Origin of the sequence: Streptomyces sp. R44, assembly GCF_041053105.1 — a bacterium.
Taxonomy (GTDB): Bacteria; Actinomycetota; Actinomycetes; order Streptomycetales; family Streptomycetaceae; genus Streptomyces.
In genome coordinates this window covers 2,751,610-2,767,749 of sequence record NZ_CP163444.1, presented here as the reverse complement: position 1 = coordinate 2,767,749, position 16,140 = coordinate 2,751,610, and the positions used below count along the sequence as shown (strand labels likewise).

The 16,140-nt window shown below is 72.8% G+C and carries 14 protein-coding genes; 8 read left to right on the top strand and 6 right to left on the bottom strand.

Annotated features, from left to right (window positions below):
- Positions 1–106: 106 nt before the first annotated feature.
- Positions 107–601, top strand: a complete 495-nt coding sequence (locus AB5J54_RS12890) for a DUF3145 domain-containing protein (RefSeq protein ID WP_041129084.1) — start codon at positions 107–109, stop codon at positions 599–601.
- Positions 602–667: 66 nt separating this feature from the next.
- A complete protein-coding gene (locus AB5J54_RS12885; protein WP_369144062.1) occupies positions 668–2,167 on the top strand; it encodes a PQQ-binding-like beta-propeller repeat protein in 1,500 nt (499 codons plus the stop codon).
- Positions 2,168–3,472: 1,305 nt separating this feature from the next.
- Here AB5J54_RS12885 and fabF read toward each other — a convergent pair.
- From fabF to fasR, 5 genes are all read right to left on the bottom strand, one after another.
- Positions 3,473–4,735 (bottom strand): beta-ketoacyl-ACP synthase II, encoded by a 1,263-nt coding sequence (gene fabF, locus AB5J54_RS12880; protein ID WP_369144061.1) that lies wholly within the window; start codon positions 4,733–4,735, stop codon positions 3,473–3,475.
- 79 nt (positions 4,736–4,814) lie between these two features.
- On the bottom strand, positions 4,815–5,063 hold the full coding sequence (locus AB5J54_RS12875; RefSeq protein WP_351191550.1) for an acyl carrier protein: 249 nt from the start codon (positions 5,061–5,063) through the stop codon (positions 4,815–4,817).
- Between the two features lie 58 nt (positions 5,064–5,121).
- The gene (locus AB5J54_RS12870; RefSeq protein WP_369144060.1) at positions 5,122–6,153 is read right to left on the bottom strand and encodes a ketoacyl-ACP synthase III; all 1,032 of its coding nucleotides are present in this window, start codon (positions 6,151–6,153) and stop codon (positions 5,122–5,124) included.
- 18 nt (positions 6,154–6,171) lie between these two features.
- Positions 6,172–7,113 (bottom strand): ACP S-malonyltransferase, encoded by a 942-nt coding sequence (locus AB5J54_RS12865; RefSeq protein WP_369144059.1) that lies wholly within the window; start codon positions 7,111–7,113, stop codon positions 6,172–6,174.
- A gap of 89 nt (positions 7,114–7,202) precedes the next feature.
- Positions 7,203–8,384 (bottom strand): fatty acid biosynthesis transcriptional regulator FasR, encoded by a 1,182-nt coding sequence (gene fasR, locus AB5J54_RS12860; protein ID WP_369144058.1) that lies wholly within the window; start codon positions 8,382–8,384, stop codon positions 7,203–7,205.
- 58 nt (positions 8,385–8,442) lie between these two features.
- Between fasR and AB5J54_RS12855 the strand changes: the two genes are divergently transcribed.
- Positions 8,443–9,111: a pirin family protein gene (locus AB5J54_RS12855; protein WP_369144057.1), complete on the top strand. Its 669-nt coding sequence runs from the start codon at positions 8,443–8,445 to the stop codon at positions 9,109–9,111.
- 4 nt (positions 9,112–9,115) lie between these two features.
- On the opposite strand, the gene AB5J54_RS12850 is transcribed toward AB5J54_RS12855, so the two are convergent.
- Positions 9,116–10,291 carry an Ig-like domain-containing protein gene (locus tag AB5J54_RS12850; RefSeq protein WP_369144056.1) on the bottom strand — a complete coding sequence of 392 codons (1,176 nt, stop codon included), beginning with the start codon at positions 10,289–10,291 and terminating at the stop codon, positions 9,116–9,118.
- A 209-nt stretch (positions 10,292–10,500) separates the two neighbouring features.
- On the opposite strand from AB5J54_RS12850, the gene AB5J54_RS12845 reads away from it, so the two are divergent.
- Genes AB5J54_RS12845 through AB5J54_RS12825 form a run of 5 tightly spaced genes read left to right on the top strand, consistent with a single transcriptional unit; the run spans position 10,501 to position 16,136 of the window.
- Positions 10,501–11,688 (top strand): lipid II:glycine glycyltransferase FemX, encoded by a 1,188-nt coding sequence (locus AB5J54_RS12845; protein ID WP_369144055.1) that lies wholly within the window; start codon positions 10,501–10,503, stop codon positions 11,686–11,688.
- Entirely contained in the window at positions 11,685–13,295 is a 1,611-nt protein-coding gene (gene murJ / locus AB5J54_RS12840; protein ID WP_369144054.1) for a murein biosynthesis integral membrane protein MurJ, read from the top strand. Before AB5J54_RS12845 ends, murJ begins: the two co-directional genes overlap by 4 nt.
- Positions 13,296–13,345: 50 nt before the next feature.
- Positions 13,346–14,029, top strand: coding sequence for a response regulator transcription factor (locus AB5J54_RS12835; protein ID WP_359516881.1), 684 nt, complete (start codon positions 13,346–13,348; stop codon positions 14,027–14,029).
- 8 nt (positions 14,030–14,037) lie between these two features.
- Positions 14,038–15,531 (top strand): ATP-binding protein, encoded by a 1,494-nt coding sequence (locus tag AB5J54_RS12830; protein WP_369144053.1) that lies wholly within the window; start codon positions 14,038–14,040, stop codon positions 15,529–15,531.
- Positions 15,528–16,136, top strand: a complete 609-nt coding sequence (locus AB5J54_RS12825; protein WP_369144052.1) for a hypothetical protein — start codon at positions 15,528–15,530, stop codon at positions 16,134–16,136. The genes AB5J54_RS12830 and AB5J54_RS12825 overlap by 4 nt, the downstream gene beginning before the upstream one ends.
- The last annotated feature ends 4 nt before the right edge of the window (positions 16,137–16,140 follow it).

The following is a 16,140-nucleotide window of genomic DNA, read 5'->3' as shown; positions in this document are numbered from 1 at the left end:
CACGTCACATGCTGTCCCCTTTTTGAGGGTTTGCGATGTTCTGCTCCTGATGCTGTTTACTGAGGCCGCTGGGCAAGGCGAACCTCGTCCCACACTGGAGGTCCCGGTGACGACACGTGGAGTCCTGTACGTACACTCCGCACCGCGCGCGCTGTGCCCGCACGTCGAATGGGCGGTCGCGGGCGTCCTCGGTGCGAGGGTCCAGCTCGACTGGATCCGCCAGCCGGCGTCCCCCGGCACCTGGAGAGCCGAGTTCTCCTGGCAGGGCCAGACCGGCACCGCCTCCAAACTCGCCTCCGCGCTCCGCGGCTGGCAGATGCTCCGCTTCGAGGTCACCGCGGAGCCCTGCCCCACGGCCGAGGGCGAGCGCTACAGCGCCACCCCCGACCTGGGCATCTTCCACGCCGTCACCGGCATGCACGGGGACATCCTGATCCCCGAGGACCGGCTGCGGGCCGCCCTCGCCCGCTCCGCGCAGGGCGAGACCCAGCTGGAGGCGGAGATCGCCAAGCTGCTCGGAAAGCCCTGGGACGACGAGCTGGAACCTTTCCGGTACGCGGGCGAGGGCGCCCCCGTCCGCTGGCTTCACCAGGTCGTCTGACGCCCTTCACCAGCGGGTTGTAGATTCCGCGCGGGCGCGCAGGGGGCGCGCCGGGTGGGAGAAGCGATGCGTGACGGTACACCGGGCGCCGCGTTCGGCGCGGCGGCGGTCTTCCTGGGGGCGGGTGTCGCCGGCGGTGCCTGGCCGACGGGCTGGGCGGCGCTCGTGTGCGCCCTCGCGTGCGGGGCGGTGGGGACGACGCTCCTCGCGGTACGGCGGCGCGGTAGGGACTCCGAGGCCCCGGAGGAGGTACGGGACGCGGTTTCGGACCTCGCCGAGCACGACGCTGCCGTGAAACCCGTACGGCCCGGCCGGTCCTCGCTCGTCGCCGCCGCCGTGGTCTGGGCGCTCGCCCTCCTCGCCGGCGGCATCTGGACGCTCACGGCCGGGGACGACACCGAGGCCGGGGACGGCACCGAGGCCGGGGCGCCCGCGAAACCCTCGGCGTCCTCCGACGCGAAGCCCTCCGTCGGGTGGTTGGTCCCGGCCGCCGGTCAGAGGGGCGACAAGGGCGTCGGCTCCTGGGGCCTCGGCCCCACCGTCGCCCACGGACGGATCGACGGACTCTTCGCCTACGACTCCGCCGACGGCTCCCTCCGCTGGAGCGTGCCCGCGCCCCCACGCGAGGCGCTCTGCGCCATGTCCCCGAAGACCGGAGAGGGCGTGGGCCTGGTCGCGCACGGCCGGTACGAGAAGCCCTGCGCGACCCTGCTCGCCGTCCGCGCCTCGGACGGCAAGGTCCTGTGGAAGCGGCAACTCGGCGGCGAGGGTCTCGACGGCGGCGCGCTCGCCGTCGGCGGCGCCACCGCCGTCACCGCCGAGGACGGAGCCGTACGGGGCCGGTCCACCGAGACCGGAGAACAACGCTGGCAGCGCCGGCTCGGCAAGGACTGCACGGTCCTCGCGCTCGACGCCGACGCCACCCGTACCCGCCTCGTCGAGCAGTGCGGCAAGGGCGCACGGCTGGTCGCCCTGGACACCCGTACCGGAGACCGGCGGTGGACCCGGGACCTGCCCGTCGAGTCGGCGGCCAGGGCGTCGGTGGTCTCCGTCTCCCCGGTCGTCGTCGACGTCGACGAGGCGGACGCCCGCGGTACCCACGCCTTCCTGGGCTTCGACGACGAGGGAGCCCCCACCGCGACCGTGCCGCTCACCGGCCCCGAGGGCGCCCTCTCCGCCCTCTGGAGCGTGGCCGACGGCCGTACCGTCAGGCCGCTCGTCCTCGACGGCCTCCTCATCACCTTCGCCGAGAAGGACTCGATCTCGCCCAGTACGGTCGTCGCGTACTCCCTGAAGGACGGCCGGAAGGTATGGGCGCACCACAGCGAGGAACAGCTGATGGCGCTCGCGGCGGAGCCCGACGGCAGCGTCGCCTACCTGGGGTTCGACGCCTCCGTCACCCTCCTCGACCGCTCGACGGGCAAGGTCCGCAGGGTTCTCGAACCCGACGCGGGCAAGCGGCCGACGGTCTCCATCCACCCGGAACTGGTCCCCGTCCCCGGCGGCCACGTCGTCCTCAACCAGATCCTCCTCCAGGGCGAACCGGCAGCCTTCGCCCTCCGCTGACCCACGAGAAAGGCCCACCCCCGACCAGGGGGTGGGCCTCGCTGTTCAGGCGCGGGTCACACGGTGCGGAACGCCAGCACCACGTTGTGGCCGCCGAAGCCGAAGCTGTTGGCCTCTTCCTCGTGCGCCCCTCGCACCGCTTCGCGGGCTTCGGGACGCTGTGCCGGACTCCGTCCGGCGGGGGAACGGCGGTCCCCGTCCCCGGGGGGTGGGCCTCGCTGTTCAGGCGCGGGTCACACGGTGCCGCCAGCACCACGTTGTGGCCGCCGAAGCCGAAGCTGTTGGCCTCTTCCTCGTGCGCCCCTCGCACCGCTTCGCGGGCTTCGGGACGCTGTGCCGGGGTCCCGGGTACGGCGGAGGCCCGCCCCCCGTGCTGGGAGTGGGCCTCGCTGTTCAGGCGCGGGTCACACGGTGCGGAACGCCAGCACCACGTTGTGGCCGCCGAAGCCGAAGCTGTTGGCCTCTTCCTCGTGCGCCCCTCGCACCGCTTCGCGGGCTTCGGGACGCTGTGCCGGACTCCGTCCGGCGGGTACGGCGGAGGCCCGCCCCCGTGCTGGGAGTGGGCCTCGCTGTTCAGGCGCGGGTCACACGGTGCGGAACGCCAGCACCACGTTGTGGCCGCCGAAGCCGAAGCTGTTGGCTTCTTCCTCGTGCGCCCCTCGCACCGCTTCGCGGGCTTCGGGACGCTGTGCCGGACTCCGTCCGGCGGGTACGGCGGAGGCCCGCCCCCGTGCTGGGAGTGGGCCTCGCTGTTCAGGCGCGGGTCACACGGTGCGGAACGCCAGCACCACGTTGTGGCCGCCGAAGCCGAAGCTGTTGGCCTCTTCCTCCTCGTGCCCCTCGCACCGCTTCGCGGGCTTCGGGACGCTGTGCCGGACTCCGTCCGGCGGGTACGGCGGAGGCCCGCCCCCGTGCTGGGAGTGGGCCTCGCTGTTCAGGCGCGGGTCACACGGTGCGGAACGCCAGCACCACGTTGTGGCCGCCGAAGCCGAAGCTGTTGGCCTCTTCCTCGTGCGCCCCTCGCACCGCTTCGCGGGCTTCGGGACGCTGTGCCGGACTCCGTCCGGCGGGTACGGCGGAGGCCCGCCCCCGTGCTGGGAGCGGGCCTCGCTGTTCAGGCGCGGGTCACACGGTGCGGAACGCCAGCACCACGTTGTGGCCGCCGAAGCCGAAGCTGTTGGCCTCTTCCTCGTGCGCCCCTCGCACCGCTTCGCGGGCTTCGGGACGCTGTGCCGGACTCCGTCCGGCGGGTACGGCGGAGGCCCGCCCCCGTGCTGGGAGCGGGCCTCGCTGTTCAGTCGCGGGTCACACGGTGCGGAACGCCAGCACCACGTTGTGGCCGCCGAACCCGAAGCTGTTGTTGATCGCGGCGATCGTGCCCTGCGGGAGTTCGCGGGGCTCGTCGCGGACGATGTCCGCCTCGACGTCCGGGTCCAGGTCGTCGACGTTGATCGTCGGCGGGGCCAGGCGGTTGTGGAGGGCCAGGACCGTCGCGACGGTCTCGATGCCGCCCGCGCCACCCAGGAGGTGACCGGTCATCGACTTCGTCGCGGAGATCGCGACGTGGTCCAGGTCGTCGCCCAGGACCTTCCGCAGCGCCTTGATCTCGGCGACGTCACCCTGCGGCGTCGACGTGGCGTGCGCGTTGAGGTGGACGACCTCGGACGGCTTGAGGTCCGTCGAGTCCAGCAGGTTCTGCATCGCGGCGGCGATGCCCCGGCCGGTCGGCTCGGGCTGCGCGATGTGGTGGCTGTCGGCCGACAGACCCTGGCCGAGCACCTCGCAGTAGATGCGGGCGCCGCGGGCCTTCGCGTGCTCCTCGGACTCCAGGATCACGACACCCGCGCCCTCGCCGAGCACGAAGCCGTCGCGGCCGGTGTCGTAGGGACGCGAGGCCTTCGTCGGCTCGTCGTTGTTCTTGGACATCGCCATCATGTTGGCGAAGGCGGCGATCGGCAGCGGGTGGATCGCGGCCTCGGTACCGCCGGCGACGACCACGTCGGCACGGCCGGTACGGATCATCTCGACGGCGTAGCCGATCGCCTCGGCACCCGACGCGCACGCGGAGACGGGGGTGTGGACGCCCGCCCGGGCGTTCACCTCCAGGCCGACGTTCGCGGAGGGGCTGTTGGGCATGAGCATGGGGACGGTGTGCGGGGAGACGCGGCGGACGCCCTTCTCCTTCAGCACGTCGTACTGGTCGAGCAGCGTGGTCACACCGCCGATGCCGGAGGCGATGACGGAGCCGAGCCGCTCGGGCACGATCTTCTCGTCCTCACCGGCCGGGCCGGTGTAGCCCGCGTCGGCCCACGCCTCACGGGCCGCGATCAGCGCGAACTGCGCCGAGCGGTCCAGCTTGCGGGCCAGCGGGCGGGGCAGCACGTCGCCGGGGTCGACCGCGGCGAGGGCCGCGATCTGGACGGGCAGTTCGGCGAAGCGCTCGCCCTCGAGGGGCTTGACGCCGGAGCGTCCCGCGATCAGACCTTCCCAGGTCGATGCGGAGTCGCCACCCAGCGGTGTGGTTGCGCCGAGACCGGTGACGACCACGGTGCGATTGGTCGAGCTCACAGGAATTCTTTCTCCACGTGTGTGATGGTCGAAATACGGCGCCACCGCCGGGTGGCGAACCGAGTCAGCGAGGACCGAATCAGTCCTGGTGCTTCAGGATGTAGGCGGCGGCGTCGCCCACGGTCTTGAGGTTCTTGACGTCCTCGTCGGGGATCTTGACGTCGAAGCGCTCTTCGGCGGCGACGACGACCTCGACCATGGACAGCGAGTCGACGTCCAGGTCGTCGGTGAAGGACTTGTCCAGCTGGACGTCCTCGACGGGGATGCCGGCGATCTCGTTGACGATCTCGGCGAGACCGTCGACGATCTCCTTCTCGGTGGCGGCCATGTGGCGCTCCTTCTTGTGTCTGTACTGAGGAAAACGGCTACCGGAAGATCCGGTGTGCCTAGGGGAGGGTAACGACCGTCGCGGCGAAGACGAGACCCGCCCCGAAGCCGATGACGAGCGCGGTGTCGCCGCTCTTCGCCTGCCCGGTCGCCAGGAGCCGCTCCATCGCGAGCGGGATCGAGGCGGCCGAGGTGTTGCCGGTGGTCTCCACGTCACGGGCGACCGTGACGTGCTCCGGCAGCTTCAGAGTCTTCACCATCGAGTCGATGATCCGCATGTTCGCCTGGTGCGGGATGAAGACGTCGAGGTCGTCCGCCGAGATGCCGGCGGCGTCCAGCGCCTGCTGGGCGACCTTCGCCATCTCGAAGACGGCCCAGCGGAAGACCGCCTGGCCCTCCTGCGTGATGGCGGGGAACTTGATCTCGCCCTGCTCGTTGAGGGGCAGGTTCGAGACGTCGCCGCCGTGGAACTCGTTCCACGGCACGGTCTGCTTGATCGTCTCGGACTTGTCGCCCTCGGAACCCCACACGGTGGGGCCGATGTGCGGCTCGTCCGAGGGGCCGACGACCACGGCGCCGGCGCCGTCGCCGAACAGGAAGGCCGTCGCGCGGTCCTCCAGATCCGTCAGGTCGCTGAGCCGCTCCACGCCGATGACGAGGACGTACTCGGCCGAGCCCTCGACGATCATGCCCTTGGCGAGCGTCAGGCCGTAGCCGAAGCCCGCGCAGCCGGCGGAGATGTCGAACGCTGCCGGCTTCCCGGCGCCGATCTTGTCGGCGATCTCGGTGGCGACGGCCGGGGTCTGCTTGAAGTGCGAGACCGTGGAGACGATCACGGCGCCGATCTGCTCGGGGCTGATCCCGGCGTCGGCGATGGCCTTGCCCGAGGCCTCCACCGACATGGCGGCGACCGTCTCCTCCGGAGAGGCCCAGTGGCGGGTGGCGATGCCGGAGCGCGAGCGGATCCACTCGTCGGACGAGTCGATCTTCTCGAGGATCACCTCGTTCGGCACGACCCGGGTGGGGCGGTAGCCGCCCACACCGAGGATCCGCGCGTACGGGGCGCCCTTGCTGGGCTTGATCTTCGACATGTTTCTCGACACTCCTTGTCAGACGGCCGCGTGCTCGGCGATGAGCGTACGGGCCGCGTCGAGGTCGTCGGGAGTCTTGAGGGCGACGGTGGCCACGCCCGGCAGGGCGCGCTTGGCGATGCCGGTCAGGGTGCCGCCGGGGCACACCTCGATCAGCGCGGTCGCGCCGAGCGCCTGGAAGGTCTCCATGCACAGGTCCCAGCGGACCGGGTTCGCGACCTGGCCGACCAGGCGGGCCACGACCTCGGCGCCGTCGGTGACGACCTGCCCGTCCTTGTTGGAGACGTAGCGGGTGGTCGGGGCGGCGGGGGACAGCTCCTTCGCCGCCTCCTCCAGCTTCGCCACGGCGGGGGCCATGTGGTGCGTGTGGAACGCGCCGGCGACCTTGAGCGCGACGACCCGGCGGACGCCCTCGGGCTTGTCCGCCTCCAGGGCGGCCAGCTGCTCCAGGGTGCCGGCGGCCACGATCTGGCCGGCGCCGTTCACGTTGGCCGGGGTCAGGCCGAGCTTCTCCAGGTGCGGGACGGTGACCTCGGGGTCGCCGCCGAGCAGTGCCGACATGCCCGTCGCGGTGATCGCGGCGGCCTCGGCCATGGCGAGACCACGGGTACGGACGAGGCGCAGCGCGGCTTCGTCGTCGAGGACGCCCGCGAAGGCGGCGGCGGTGAACTCGCCCACGCTGTGACCGGCGACGACGCCGGCGACGCGCGCCGACTCGGCGGCGGAGGTCCCGTCGCCGAGCGCGGCCGCGGACAGCAGGCCGGCGGCGACGAGGAGGGGCTGTGCCACGGCGGTGTCACGGATGTCGTCCGCGTCCGCCTTCGTGCCGTAGTGGACGAGGTCGAGCCCGATCGCGTCGGACCAGGCCGCGAGGCGGTCGGCTGCGCCGGGGAGTTCGAGCCAGGGGGTCAGGAAGCCGGGCGTCTGGGCGCCTTGGCCGGGAGCGACGAGTACGAGCACCCTCACACTCTCTCTTGGGGACGGCTCCGAGCGCCCGTGGGGACAAGGACGAAGAACCGTCGGGGGAATTGTTGGTGTTCGACAAAAGTCTAGGACTGCGGATCTCCGTCGGCCAAGCGTCCCAGGATCAGGGCGATCCGCAGCGTGAACGCGGAGCGAACATCGGAGGGTGACCAGCCGGTGACGTCGGTCACACGTCGGAGCCGGTAGCGCACGGTGTTCGGGTGGACGAAGAGCATCCGTGCCGCGCCTTCCAGGCTGCTCGCCTGCTCCAGATAGACACTGAGAGTTTCGAGCAGCGCCGAGCCCGCTTCCTCCAGTGGTCTGTAGATCTCCTCCACCAGCTGCTCGCGGGCCGAAGGGTCGGAGGCGATGGCGCGCTCCGGGAGGAGATCGTCCGCCAGGACCGGCCTGGGCGCGTCCTGCCAGGCGGAGCAGGCCTTGAGTCCGGCGGCGGCGGCCTGCGCGGACCGGGTCGCGGCGAGCAGATCGGGCACGACGGGGCCGGCGACGACGGGCCCGGGCGCGTAGGGCCCGATCAGCGCCTTGGCGACGGCGAGGGGGTTGTCGTTGCCGCCGGCGATGACGACGAGCCGGTCGCCGAGGACGCCGGTGAGGACCTGGAGCTTGGCGTGCCGGGCGGCCCGGCGGATCGCCTCGACGGTGAGCTCGCTGTCCCCGTCGGGGGCGGTGCCGAGGATGACGCACACGTGGTCGGGCGAGTTCCAGCCGAGGGCGGCGGCGCGGGACACGGCGCCCTCGTCGGCCTCGCCCGAGAGCACGGCGTTGACGACGAGCGACTCCAGGCGGGCGTCCCAGGCGCCCCGTGCCTCGGCGGCCTGCGCGTACACCTGGGCGGTCGCGAACGCGATCTCGCGGGCGTAGACCAGGAGCGCCTCGCGGAGCACGGACTCGTCGCCGGGGGCGGCGACCTCCTCGATCGCCGACTCCATGACCTCGATGGTCGTGCGGACCATCTCCACGGTCTGGCGCAGGGTGATCGCGCGGGTCAGCTCGCGGGGCGCGGTGCCGAAGACGTCCGTCGAGATGGCCTGCGGGGTCTCCGGGTGCCGGAACCACTCGGTGAACGCGGCGATACCGGCCTGGGCGACCAGGCCGATCCACGACCGGTTCTCGGGCGGCATCGCGCGGTACCACGGCAGCGTCTCGTCCATGCGGGCGATGGCGCCGGCGGCGAGCCGCCCGGACGACTGTTCGAGGCGTTTCAGGGTCGCGGCGTGCGGATGGGCGGCGTTCACGGGTTCAGGCACGGGGACAAGACTGCCTTATCGGGACGCCGGCGTGCGGGGTCGGGGCTACGGTACGTCCGTGATACGCATTCAGCGCGCCACCGAGCGCTACCCCGGGGGCGACCCGGCGGCCGGGATCGAGACCCGGCACGCCCTGTCCTTCGGGCCGCACTACGACCCCGACAACCTCCGCTTCGGCGCGCTCCTCGCCTGCAACGAGGAGCGGCTCGCGCCGGGGGCGGGCTTCGACGAGCACCCGCACAGCCACACGGAGATCGTGACGTGGGTGGTCGAGGGCGAGCTGACCCATACCGACAGCACCGGCCACACGTCGGTGGTCCGTCCCGGCGACCTCCAGCACCTCGGCGCGGCGGGCGGCGTCCGTCACGTCGAACGCAACGACGGCGCCGCCCCCCTGGTCTTCGTCCAGATGTGGCTCGCCCCGCTGTCGCCGGGCGGCGAGCCGTCGTACCAGGTGGTGCGGGACCTGGAGGACGCGTACGACCTCCCGGCGGCCGGGGCGGTCCTGCACGTCCACCGCCTCGGGGCGGGCGAGTCCGCGGAGGTGCCGCCCGCCGACTTCGCGTACGTCCACGTGGTGCGCGGCGGGGTGTCGCTGGGCGACGAGGAGCTGGCGCCGGGCGACGCGGCCCGGCTCACCGGCACCGGGGGAGCCGCACTGGCCGCCACGTCCGACGCGGAGGTCCTGATCTGGGAGATGCGGGACTGGCGCAAGGCCCTGGGCTGACCGTTCAGCCGAGGGCGCTCTTCGCCTTCCACTGCTCCCAGTTCAGGTTCCACGCCCCGTACCCGTTGCCCTCGGCCACCGTCCCCTTCGTCTCCCGCCCCTTGATCTCGAAGGGGTCGCCCACGTTCACCGACGCGTAGAACGAGGCCGCGTTCGCGTCGCTCATCCCGATGCACCCGGAACTGTGGTTCTCCCGGCCGAAGTACGCCGCGTTCCACGGCGCCGCGTGCGTGTACATCCCGGACCACGTCAGCCGCATCGAGTAGTTGACCATCTTGTTGTAGGCGTCGCCGAGGCCGACCGTCTCCGAGTTCATGTTGATGGTGCCCTCCTTCGCCATCAGCACGGCCGTCCCCCGCCAGGACCGCTTGTCGCCGCCGGGGGTGCCGCCGGAGACGGGGATCGTGCGGACCGTCCGCCCGTCCCGTACGACACTCAGTCGGTGTGCGTCCAGGTCGACCTTGACGACCTGCGCCGCTCCGACGGTGAAGCCGGTGCGGTAGTCCCGTACGAACCAGCCGCCGCCCGAGTCCGTGCCGTCGAGGTCCGCTGCGAGGGTGACCTTCGTGCCCGGCTTCCAGTACTCCCGCGGCCGCCAGTCCACCCGGTCCCGACCCGAGTAGTCCTTGACCCAGCCCCAGGAACCCTCGGTGTTGTTCGAGGTGGTCACCTTGAGCTGCTTCTCCACGTCCGCCTTCCGCGTCACCGGCAGGTCGAAGACGATCGAGAGGGGGTGGGCGATGCCGACCGTGGTGTTCTTGCCGGGCGCCAGGGTCACCTTGTTGACCTTCCGGGGCTCCGGGGTGGCGAAGGACGACCGGCTGGTCGACTCCTTGCCGTCGGCGGTACGGGACGTCACCTCGACCGTGTAGGAGGTGCCGGGCACCGCCTTGCGGTCCGAGACCCAGCTCGTACCGCCCGCGTCCGTACGGCCCTCCAGGACACCGCCCTCGGCGTCCACGACCCGCACCGCCGCGAGCGTGCCGCCGGACGCCGTCACCGTCACCGGGCTGCCGGCCGTCTTCTTCACCACCGTCACCTTCGCCGGGGGCGCCGCCTCGGACGCCCCGGCCCGCGCCCCGGACGAGCCCCCGTCGGCCGCCTGGGCCGTGCAGGCGGTGAGGGACACGGTCAGCGCGACGACCGCCAGGGCGGGACGGGATGTGCGTATCGGCAGCACGGCAGACCTCCGCGAGTGAGGGAGAAAGGGTGGGATGTCCTGGACTGTAGGCCGCCGGCGAGCGCCCCCGGGGCGCCGGACGCCTCTGTGACGGCGGCTGCGGCGGAACGGTCATCGTCCGGTCACAATCGCCGCGCGCATCCGTCGAATTCGGCTGTGAGCCTGCTGTGCGCCCCACCACCGAGGGGCGGAACAAGGAGGCTCCCGTTGTGTCAGCGCTGCTCGTGACGGCCGCACCCACCGACCGCCGCGCCCCCGCAGGACCGGTCAGGCTCGGGCCCGTGACCCCCGAGGCGTACCGCGCGTTCCTCGACTCCCGCTCCGGCGCCGAGGGGCCCAGCTTCCTCCAACTCCCCTCCTGGGCGCAGGTGAAGGACGGCTGGAGCCACCAACTGGTCGGGTGGGGACGGGAAGGAGAGGCCCTCTCGGGCGTCGCGCTCGTCCTCCTCCGGCCCTTCCCCGGCACCCGGAAGTACTTCGCCTATCTGCCCGAAGGGCCCGTCGCCGACTGGGCCGACCCCGACCTCGACGGCTGGCTCGCCCCGCTCCTCGGCCATCTGCGCTCCCTGGGCGCCTTCGCCGTCCGCATGGGACCCGGACCCGCCTACCGCCGGTGGAACGCCGCCATCGTCAAGGCCGGCACCGGAGCGGGCCGCCGGCTCTCCGACGTCCTCGCCGACGAGGTCGACCCGCTGGGAACCGCCGTCGCCGAACGCCTGCGCGCCCGCGGCTGGCGCAAGTGCGGCGGCGACTCCGAGGACGGCGCCGACGCCCAGCCCCGGCACGTCTTCCAGGTCCCGCTCGCCGGCCGCAGCACCGACGACCTGTGGACCGGCCTCAACCAGGAGTGGCGGCGCAACGTCCGCAAGGCCCGCAAGTCCGGCGTCGAGGTCGTCGTCGGCTCCGCCGCCGACCTCCCCGAGTTCTACCGGCTGCTGCGCATCACCGAGGAACGCGACGGCTTCCGCCTCGGCCGCTCCCTCGCCTACTACGAGCGCCAGTACGCCGTCCTCAACGCCGAGCAGCCCGGCCGCATGAGGCTCTACCTCGCCCGCCACGAGGGCGAGATCCTCGCCGCGCACACGATGCTCACCGTCGGCGGCCGCGTCTGGTACCAGACCGGCGCCTCCGCCGACCACCGCCGCGAGGTCCGGCCCTCCAACGCCCTCCAGTGGCGCATGATGCTCGACGCCCACGCGCTCGGCGCCGCCGTCTACGACCTGCGCGGGGTACCCTCCACCCTTGATCCGGACGACCGCGCCCACGGGCTGCTTCGCTGGAAGCTCGGCACGGGCGGTCAGGTCGTCGAGACGCTGGGGGAGTGGGAGATTCCGATGCAGGGCACGACCAACGGGGCGCTGTACCGCGCCTTCCAGGCCTATCTGGCCCGTCGATGACGGCGACGCTCACCGCCGCACCACCCGAGCCGAAGTCCTCCGCCCTCCGCAGCGGCGCCCTCATGGCCGCCGGCTCGCTCGTCTCCCGCGCCACCGGCTTCGTCCGGGCCTCCGTCGTCGCCGCCGCGCTCGGCGCGGGCCTCGTCGCCGACGGGTACGCGGTCGGGAACTCGGTCCCCACCATCGTCTACATGCTGCTCCTCGGCGGCGCCCTCAACGCAGTCTTCGTCCCCGAACTCGTCAAGGCCGCCAAGGAGCACGAGGACGGCGGCGTCGCCTACACCGACCGCCTCCTCACCCTCTGCGCGCTCGCCCTCGCCGCACTCACGGCCGTCGCCGTCCTGGCCGCCCCGCTGATCGTCGACACGTACACCGACTACGTGGGCGGACAGCGGGACATGACGATCGCCTTCGCGCGCGCGTGCCTGCCGCAGATCTTCTTCCTCGGACTCTTCACCCTGCTCGGACAGGTCCTCAACGCCCGGGGCCGGTTCGGCGCCATGATGTGGACCCCCGTCCTCAACAACGTCGTCGCCGTCACCGTCTTCGGCCTCTTCCTGGCCGTCAGCGACGGCGGCGAGCTCACCCCCGGGGAGACCGCCCTCCTCGGCTGGGGCACCACCGCCGGCATCGCCGTTCAGGCCCTCGCCCTGCTGCCCTCGCTGCGCGCCGCGGGATTCCGCTGGCGGCCCCGCTTCGACTGGCGCGGCAGCGGCCTCGCCGCCCCGCTGCGCTCCGCGGGCTGGCTGGTGCTCCTCGTCCTCACGAACCAGGGCGCGTACTGGGTGACGAGCTGGATCGCCACCTCGGCGGGCGGCCTGGTGAAGGACGGCGGCGCGGGCCTCGCCGCGTACAACAACGCGTACCTCCTCTGGACCGTCCCCCACGGCATCATCACCGTCTCCCTCGTCACGGCGCTGCTGCCCCGGATGAGCGGCGCCGCCGCCGAGGGCGACCTCGCGGGCGTCCGGCGGGACGTCTCGTACGCCCTGCGGACCAGCGCGGCGGCGGTGGTCCCGGCGGCCTGCGCGCTCCTCGCCCTCGCGGTCCCGCTGATGACCCTGGTCTTCGGGTACGGGGCGACCGGCGGCGACGACGTCCGCGCGATGTCCTGGACCCTGATGGCCTTCGCGCCGGGCCTGGTCGCCCTCTCCGGCCAGTACGTGTGCACCCGGGCCTTCTACGCCCTGCGGGACACCCGCACCCCGTTCTTCCTGAACCTGGTCATCGCCGCCCTGAACGCGGGCCTCTCCCTGGCCGCGTACCACTGCCTCCCGACCCGCTGGGCCGTCACGGGCATGGCGGCGGCGTACTCCCTCGCACTGTGGGCGGGCTGGGCCGCCACGGCGTACGTGCTGCGCCGGCGCCTCGGCGGCACGGCGGGCGGGGCGGTCCCCGCGCTGGCCCGGCTGCTCGTGGCGGCCGTGCCGGCGGCGGGCTACGGCCTGTTCGCCGCGGACCTGGCGGCCGGGGCGGGGCCGCTGGTCGCGGGCCTCGCGGGAGCCGCGACGATCCTGACGACCTTCGCCCTCCTCTCCCGCCCCCTCCGCCTCACGGAGCTCCAGGCCCTCCTCGCCTCGACCGCGAACCGGCTCCGCCGCACCTGACCCTCCCCGCCCCGTGGGGGCGCCCGTACCGACCTTGGGATACTCCACACATGCCCCGCGTGCTCCTCATAGAAGACGACCCCTCCGTCCGTGAAGGCGTCGAGCTGGGTCTCCGCCGCCGCGGGCACGACGTCCGGACCGCCCCCACCGGCGAGGCGGGGCTCGCCGCGCTCGGGGAGTTCCGGCCCGACCTGCTGCTCCTCGACCTGATGCTGCCCGGCATGAACGGCGTCCAGGTCTGCCGCCGGGTCCGGGAGAGCAGCCAGCTGCCGATCATCATGCTCACCGCACGCGGCGACGACTTCGACGTCGTCGTGGGCCTGGAGGCCGGGGCCGACGACTACATCGTCAAGCCCGCCCGTACCGAGGTCATCGAGGCCCGGATACGGGCCGTGCTGCGGCGCATCGAGGAGCCGGGATCCGGCCGGTCCGCCGTCGAGTTCCACGGCGAGCTCGCCATCGACCGGGCCGGCCTGACCGTCGCCAAGGCGGGCGAGCGCCTCGCCCTCGCCCCCTCCGAGCTCAAGCTGCTGCTCCACCTCACGGCCGCCCCCGAGCAGGTCTTCAGCCGCCAGCAGCTCCTCGAACACGTCTGGGAGCACAGCTACCACGGCGACGCCCGGCTGGTGGACGCCTGCGTCCGCCGGCTGCGCAACAAGATCGAGGACACCCCGGGCGAACCCCGCTACATCCAGACCCTGCGCGGCTTCGGCTACCGCTTCGGTCCGCTGTGAAGGCCTGCGTGACGCCGGAGCCCGGCACCGAGCCACGAGCCGGACGGGCCCGTCGCCGTGCCCGCCGCCCCCGTCCCCACCCCTTCGGCCTCCGTACCCGCCTCGTCCTCGCCTTCCTCCTCGTCGCGGCCGTCGGCTGCGGCACCACCGCCGCGCTCACCTACCGCGCCGCCCGCAACGCCATCCTGGAGCAGACCCAGAACACCGCCGTCTCCGCCCTGCGCGACCAGGTCGACCCGCTCACCACCACCCTGCCCGTCGACACCACCCTCCTGCGCGAGAGGGTCCTCGCCATCGCCCGCCAGGGAAAGCCCCGCCCCTGGCGCGTCTACGCCGAGTACGGCACCGTCCACGTCTCCTCCACCGACCGCCCCACCTCCTCCGTCATCACCCCCGAGCTGCGGGCCCGCGCCCAGGCCCGGTCGGCCACCCCGCACGCCAGCTTCCAGCGGGTCGTGAAGAACGGCAGGCCGTACCTGACCATGGCCGTCCCCGCCGTCTTCCGGACGCACGTGACCCAGGGCACCGCCCAGCCCACCGGCCTCGTCTTCTACGCCGTCATGGAGCTCGACGACGAGGAGGCGAACATCGAGGCCATGGTGACCGCAGCCCGCGACGGCGCCCTCCCGGCCCTGGCCGTGGCCCTGATCCCCGCCCTCATCGCCTCCCGCAGCGTGCTCCGCCCCGTACGGGAACTGCGGCAGGCGGCCCACAGCATGGGCCGGGGCCGGCTCGACACCCGCATCCACGCCAAGGGCAGGGACGAACTCTCCGATCTCGCCCGCACGTTCAACGAGTCCGCCGCCGAGCTGGAACGTTCCGTCACGGAACTCCGCAACGCCGAGGCCCGCGCCCGCCGCTTCGCCTCCGACGTCTCGCACGAACTGCGCACCCCGCTCGCCGGCATGCTCGCGGTCACCGAGGTCCTCGACGAGGACGCCGGGAGCCTCGACAGCGACACCGCCCGCGCCGTCCGGCTGATCAGCACCGAGACCGGGAAGCTCGCCGTACTCGTCGAGGACCTCATGGAGATCTCCCGATTCGACGCGCGCGCCGCCGAGCTGCACACCGACGAGGTCGACGCCGCCGACTGCGTCCGCAAGACCCTCCAGCACCGGCACTGGACCGATCCCGCGCAGGTCGTCCCGTACCTTGAGGAGGGCATCAGGGCCCGGCTCGATCCGCGCCGTTTCGACGTCGTCGTCGCCAACCTCGTCGGCAACGCCCTGCGGCACGGGGCCGCGCCGGTGACGGTCAGGCTGTACGCGGAGGGGGACGAGCTCGTGACGGAGGTCGCCGACCGGGGGCCGGGCATCCACCCGGACGTCCTGCCGCACGTCTTCGACCGCTTCTACAAGGCGGACCAGGCCAGAACCCGTTCCGCGGGCAGCGGCCTCGGCCTGGCGATCACCCTGGAGAACGTCCGGCTGCACGGCGGCACCGTCCGGGCCGCCAACCACCCGGCGGGCGGGGCGGTCTTCACCGTACGGATGCCACTGTGAAGCGCCGGACCACCGCCGTCGCGGCCGTGCTCGGCATGGTGTCGCTCGCCGCCTGCGGCATACAGGAGAGCGACGTCGTCGAGGCGGGCGGCGCCCCGACCGTCGTCGTCGTCCCGCAGCCCGAGTTCCGGATGGTGCTCTACTTCCTCGGGCCGGACGGCCGGCCGGTCCCGGTGGTCCGTGATTTCGAACCACCGGTCCCCGACCCGACGTTCGCCTCGGGCGGCTCCGAATGGGCCCAGGACCGGAAGGCCCAGGGAGAGGGCTCCGGGCACGCGCGGGACAAGCACGGCGACCCGTTCGCCGCCGAGAGGGTGCTCGCCGCGCTCCTCGCCGGCCCCGGCGACGCCGACACCGCGGCAGGCCTGACCACGGCACTCCCGAAGTCCGAGAAGCCACCGTACGCCGAGCAGGTCAAGGGCCTGAACCCGGAGGGCCGCCGGGTCATCAGGCTCCGGTCGCCGTTCCCGGTCACGGGCCTGTCGGACGCGGCCGTCCAGCAGCTGGTCTGCACGGCCGCGTACGCCGAGGACGACGGGGGCGTGGTGGACGTGAGCATCATGGGCACCGACGGTACGCTCCCGGCGACCCGCTGCGAGACCTGAGGCC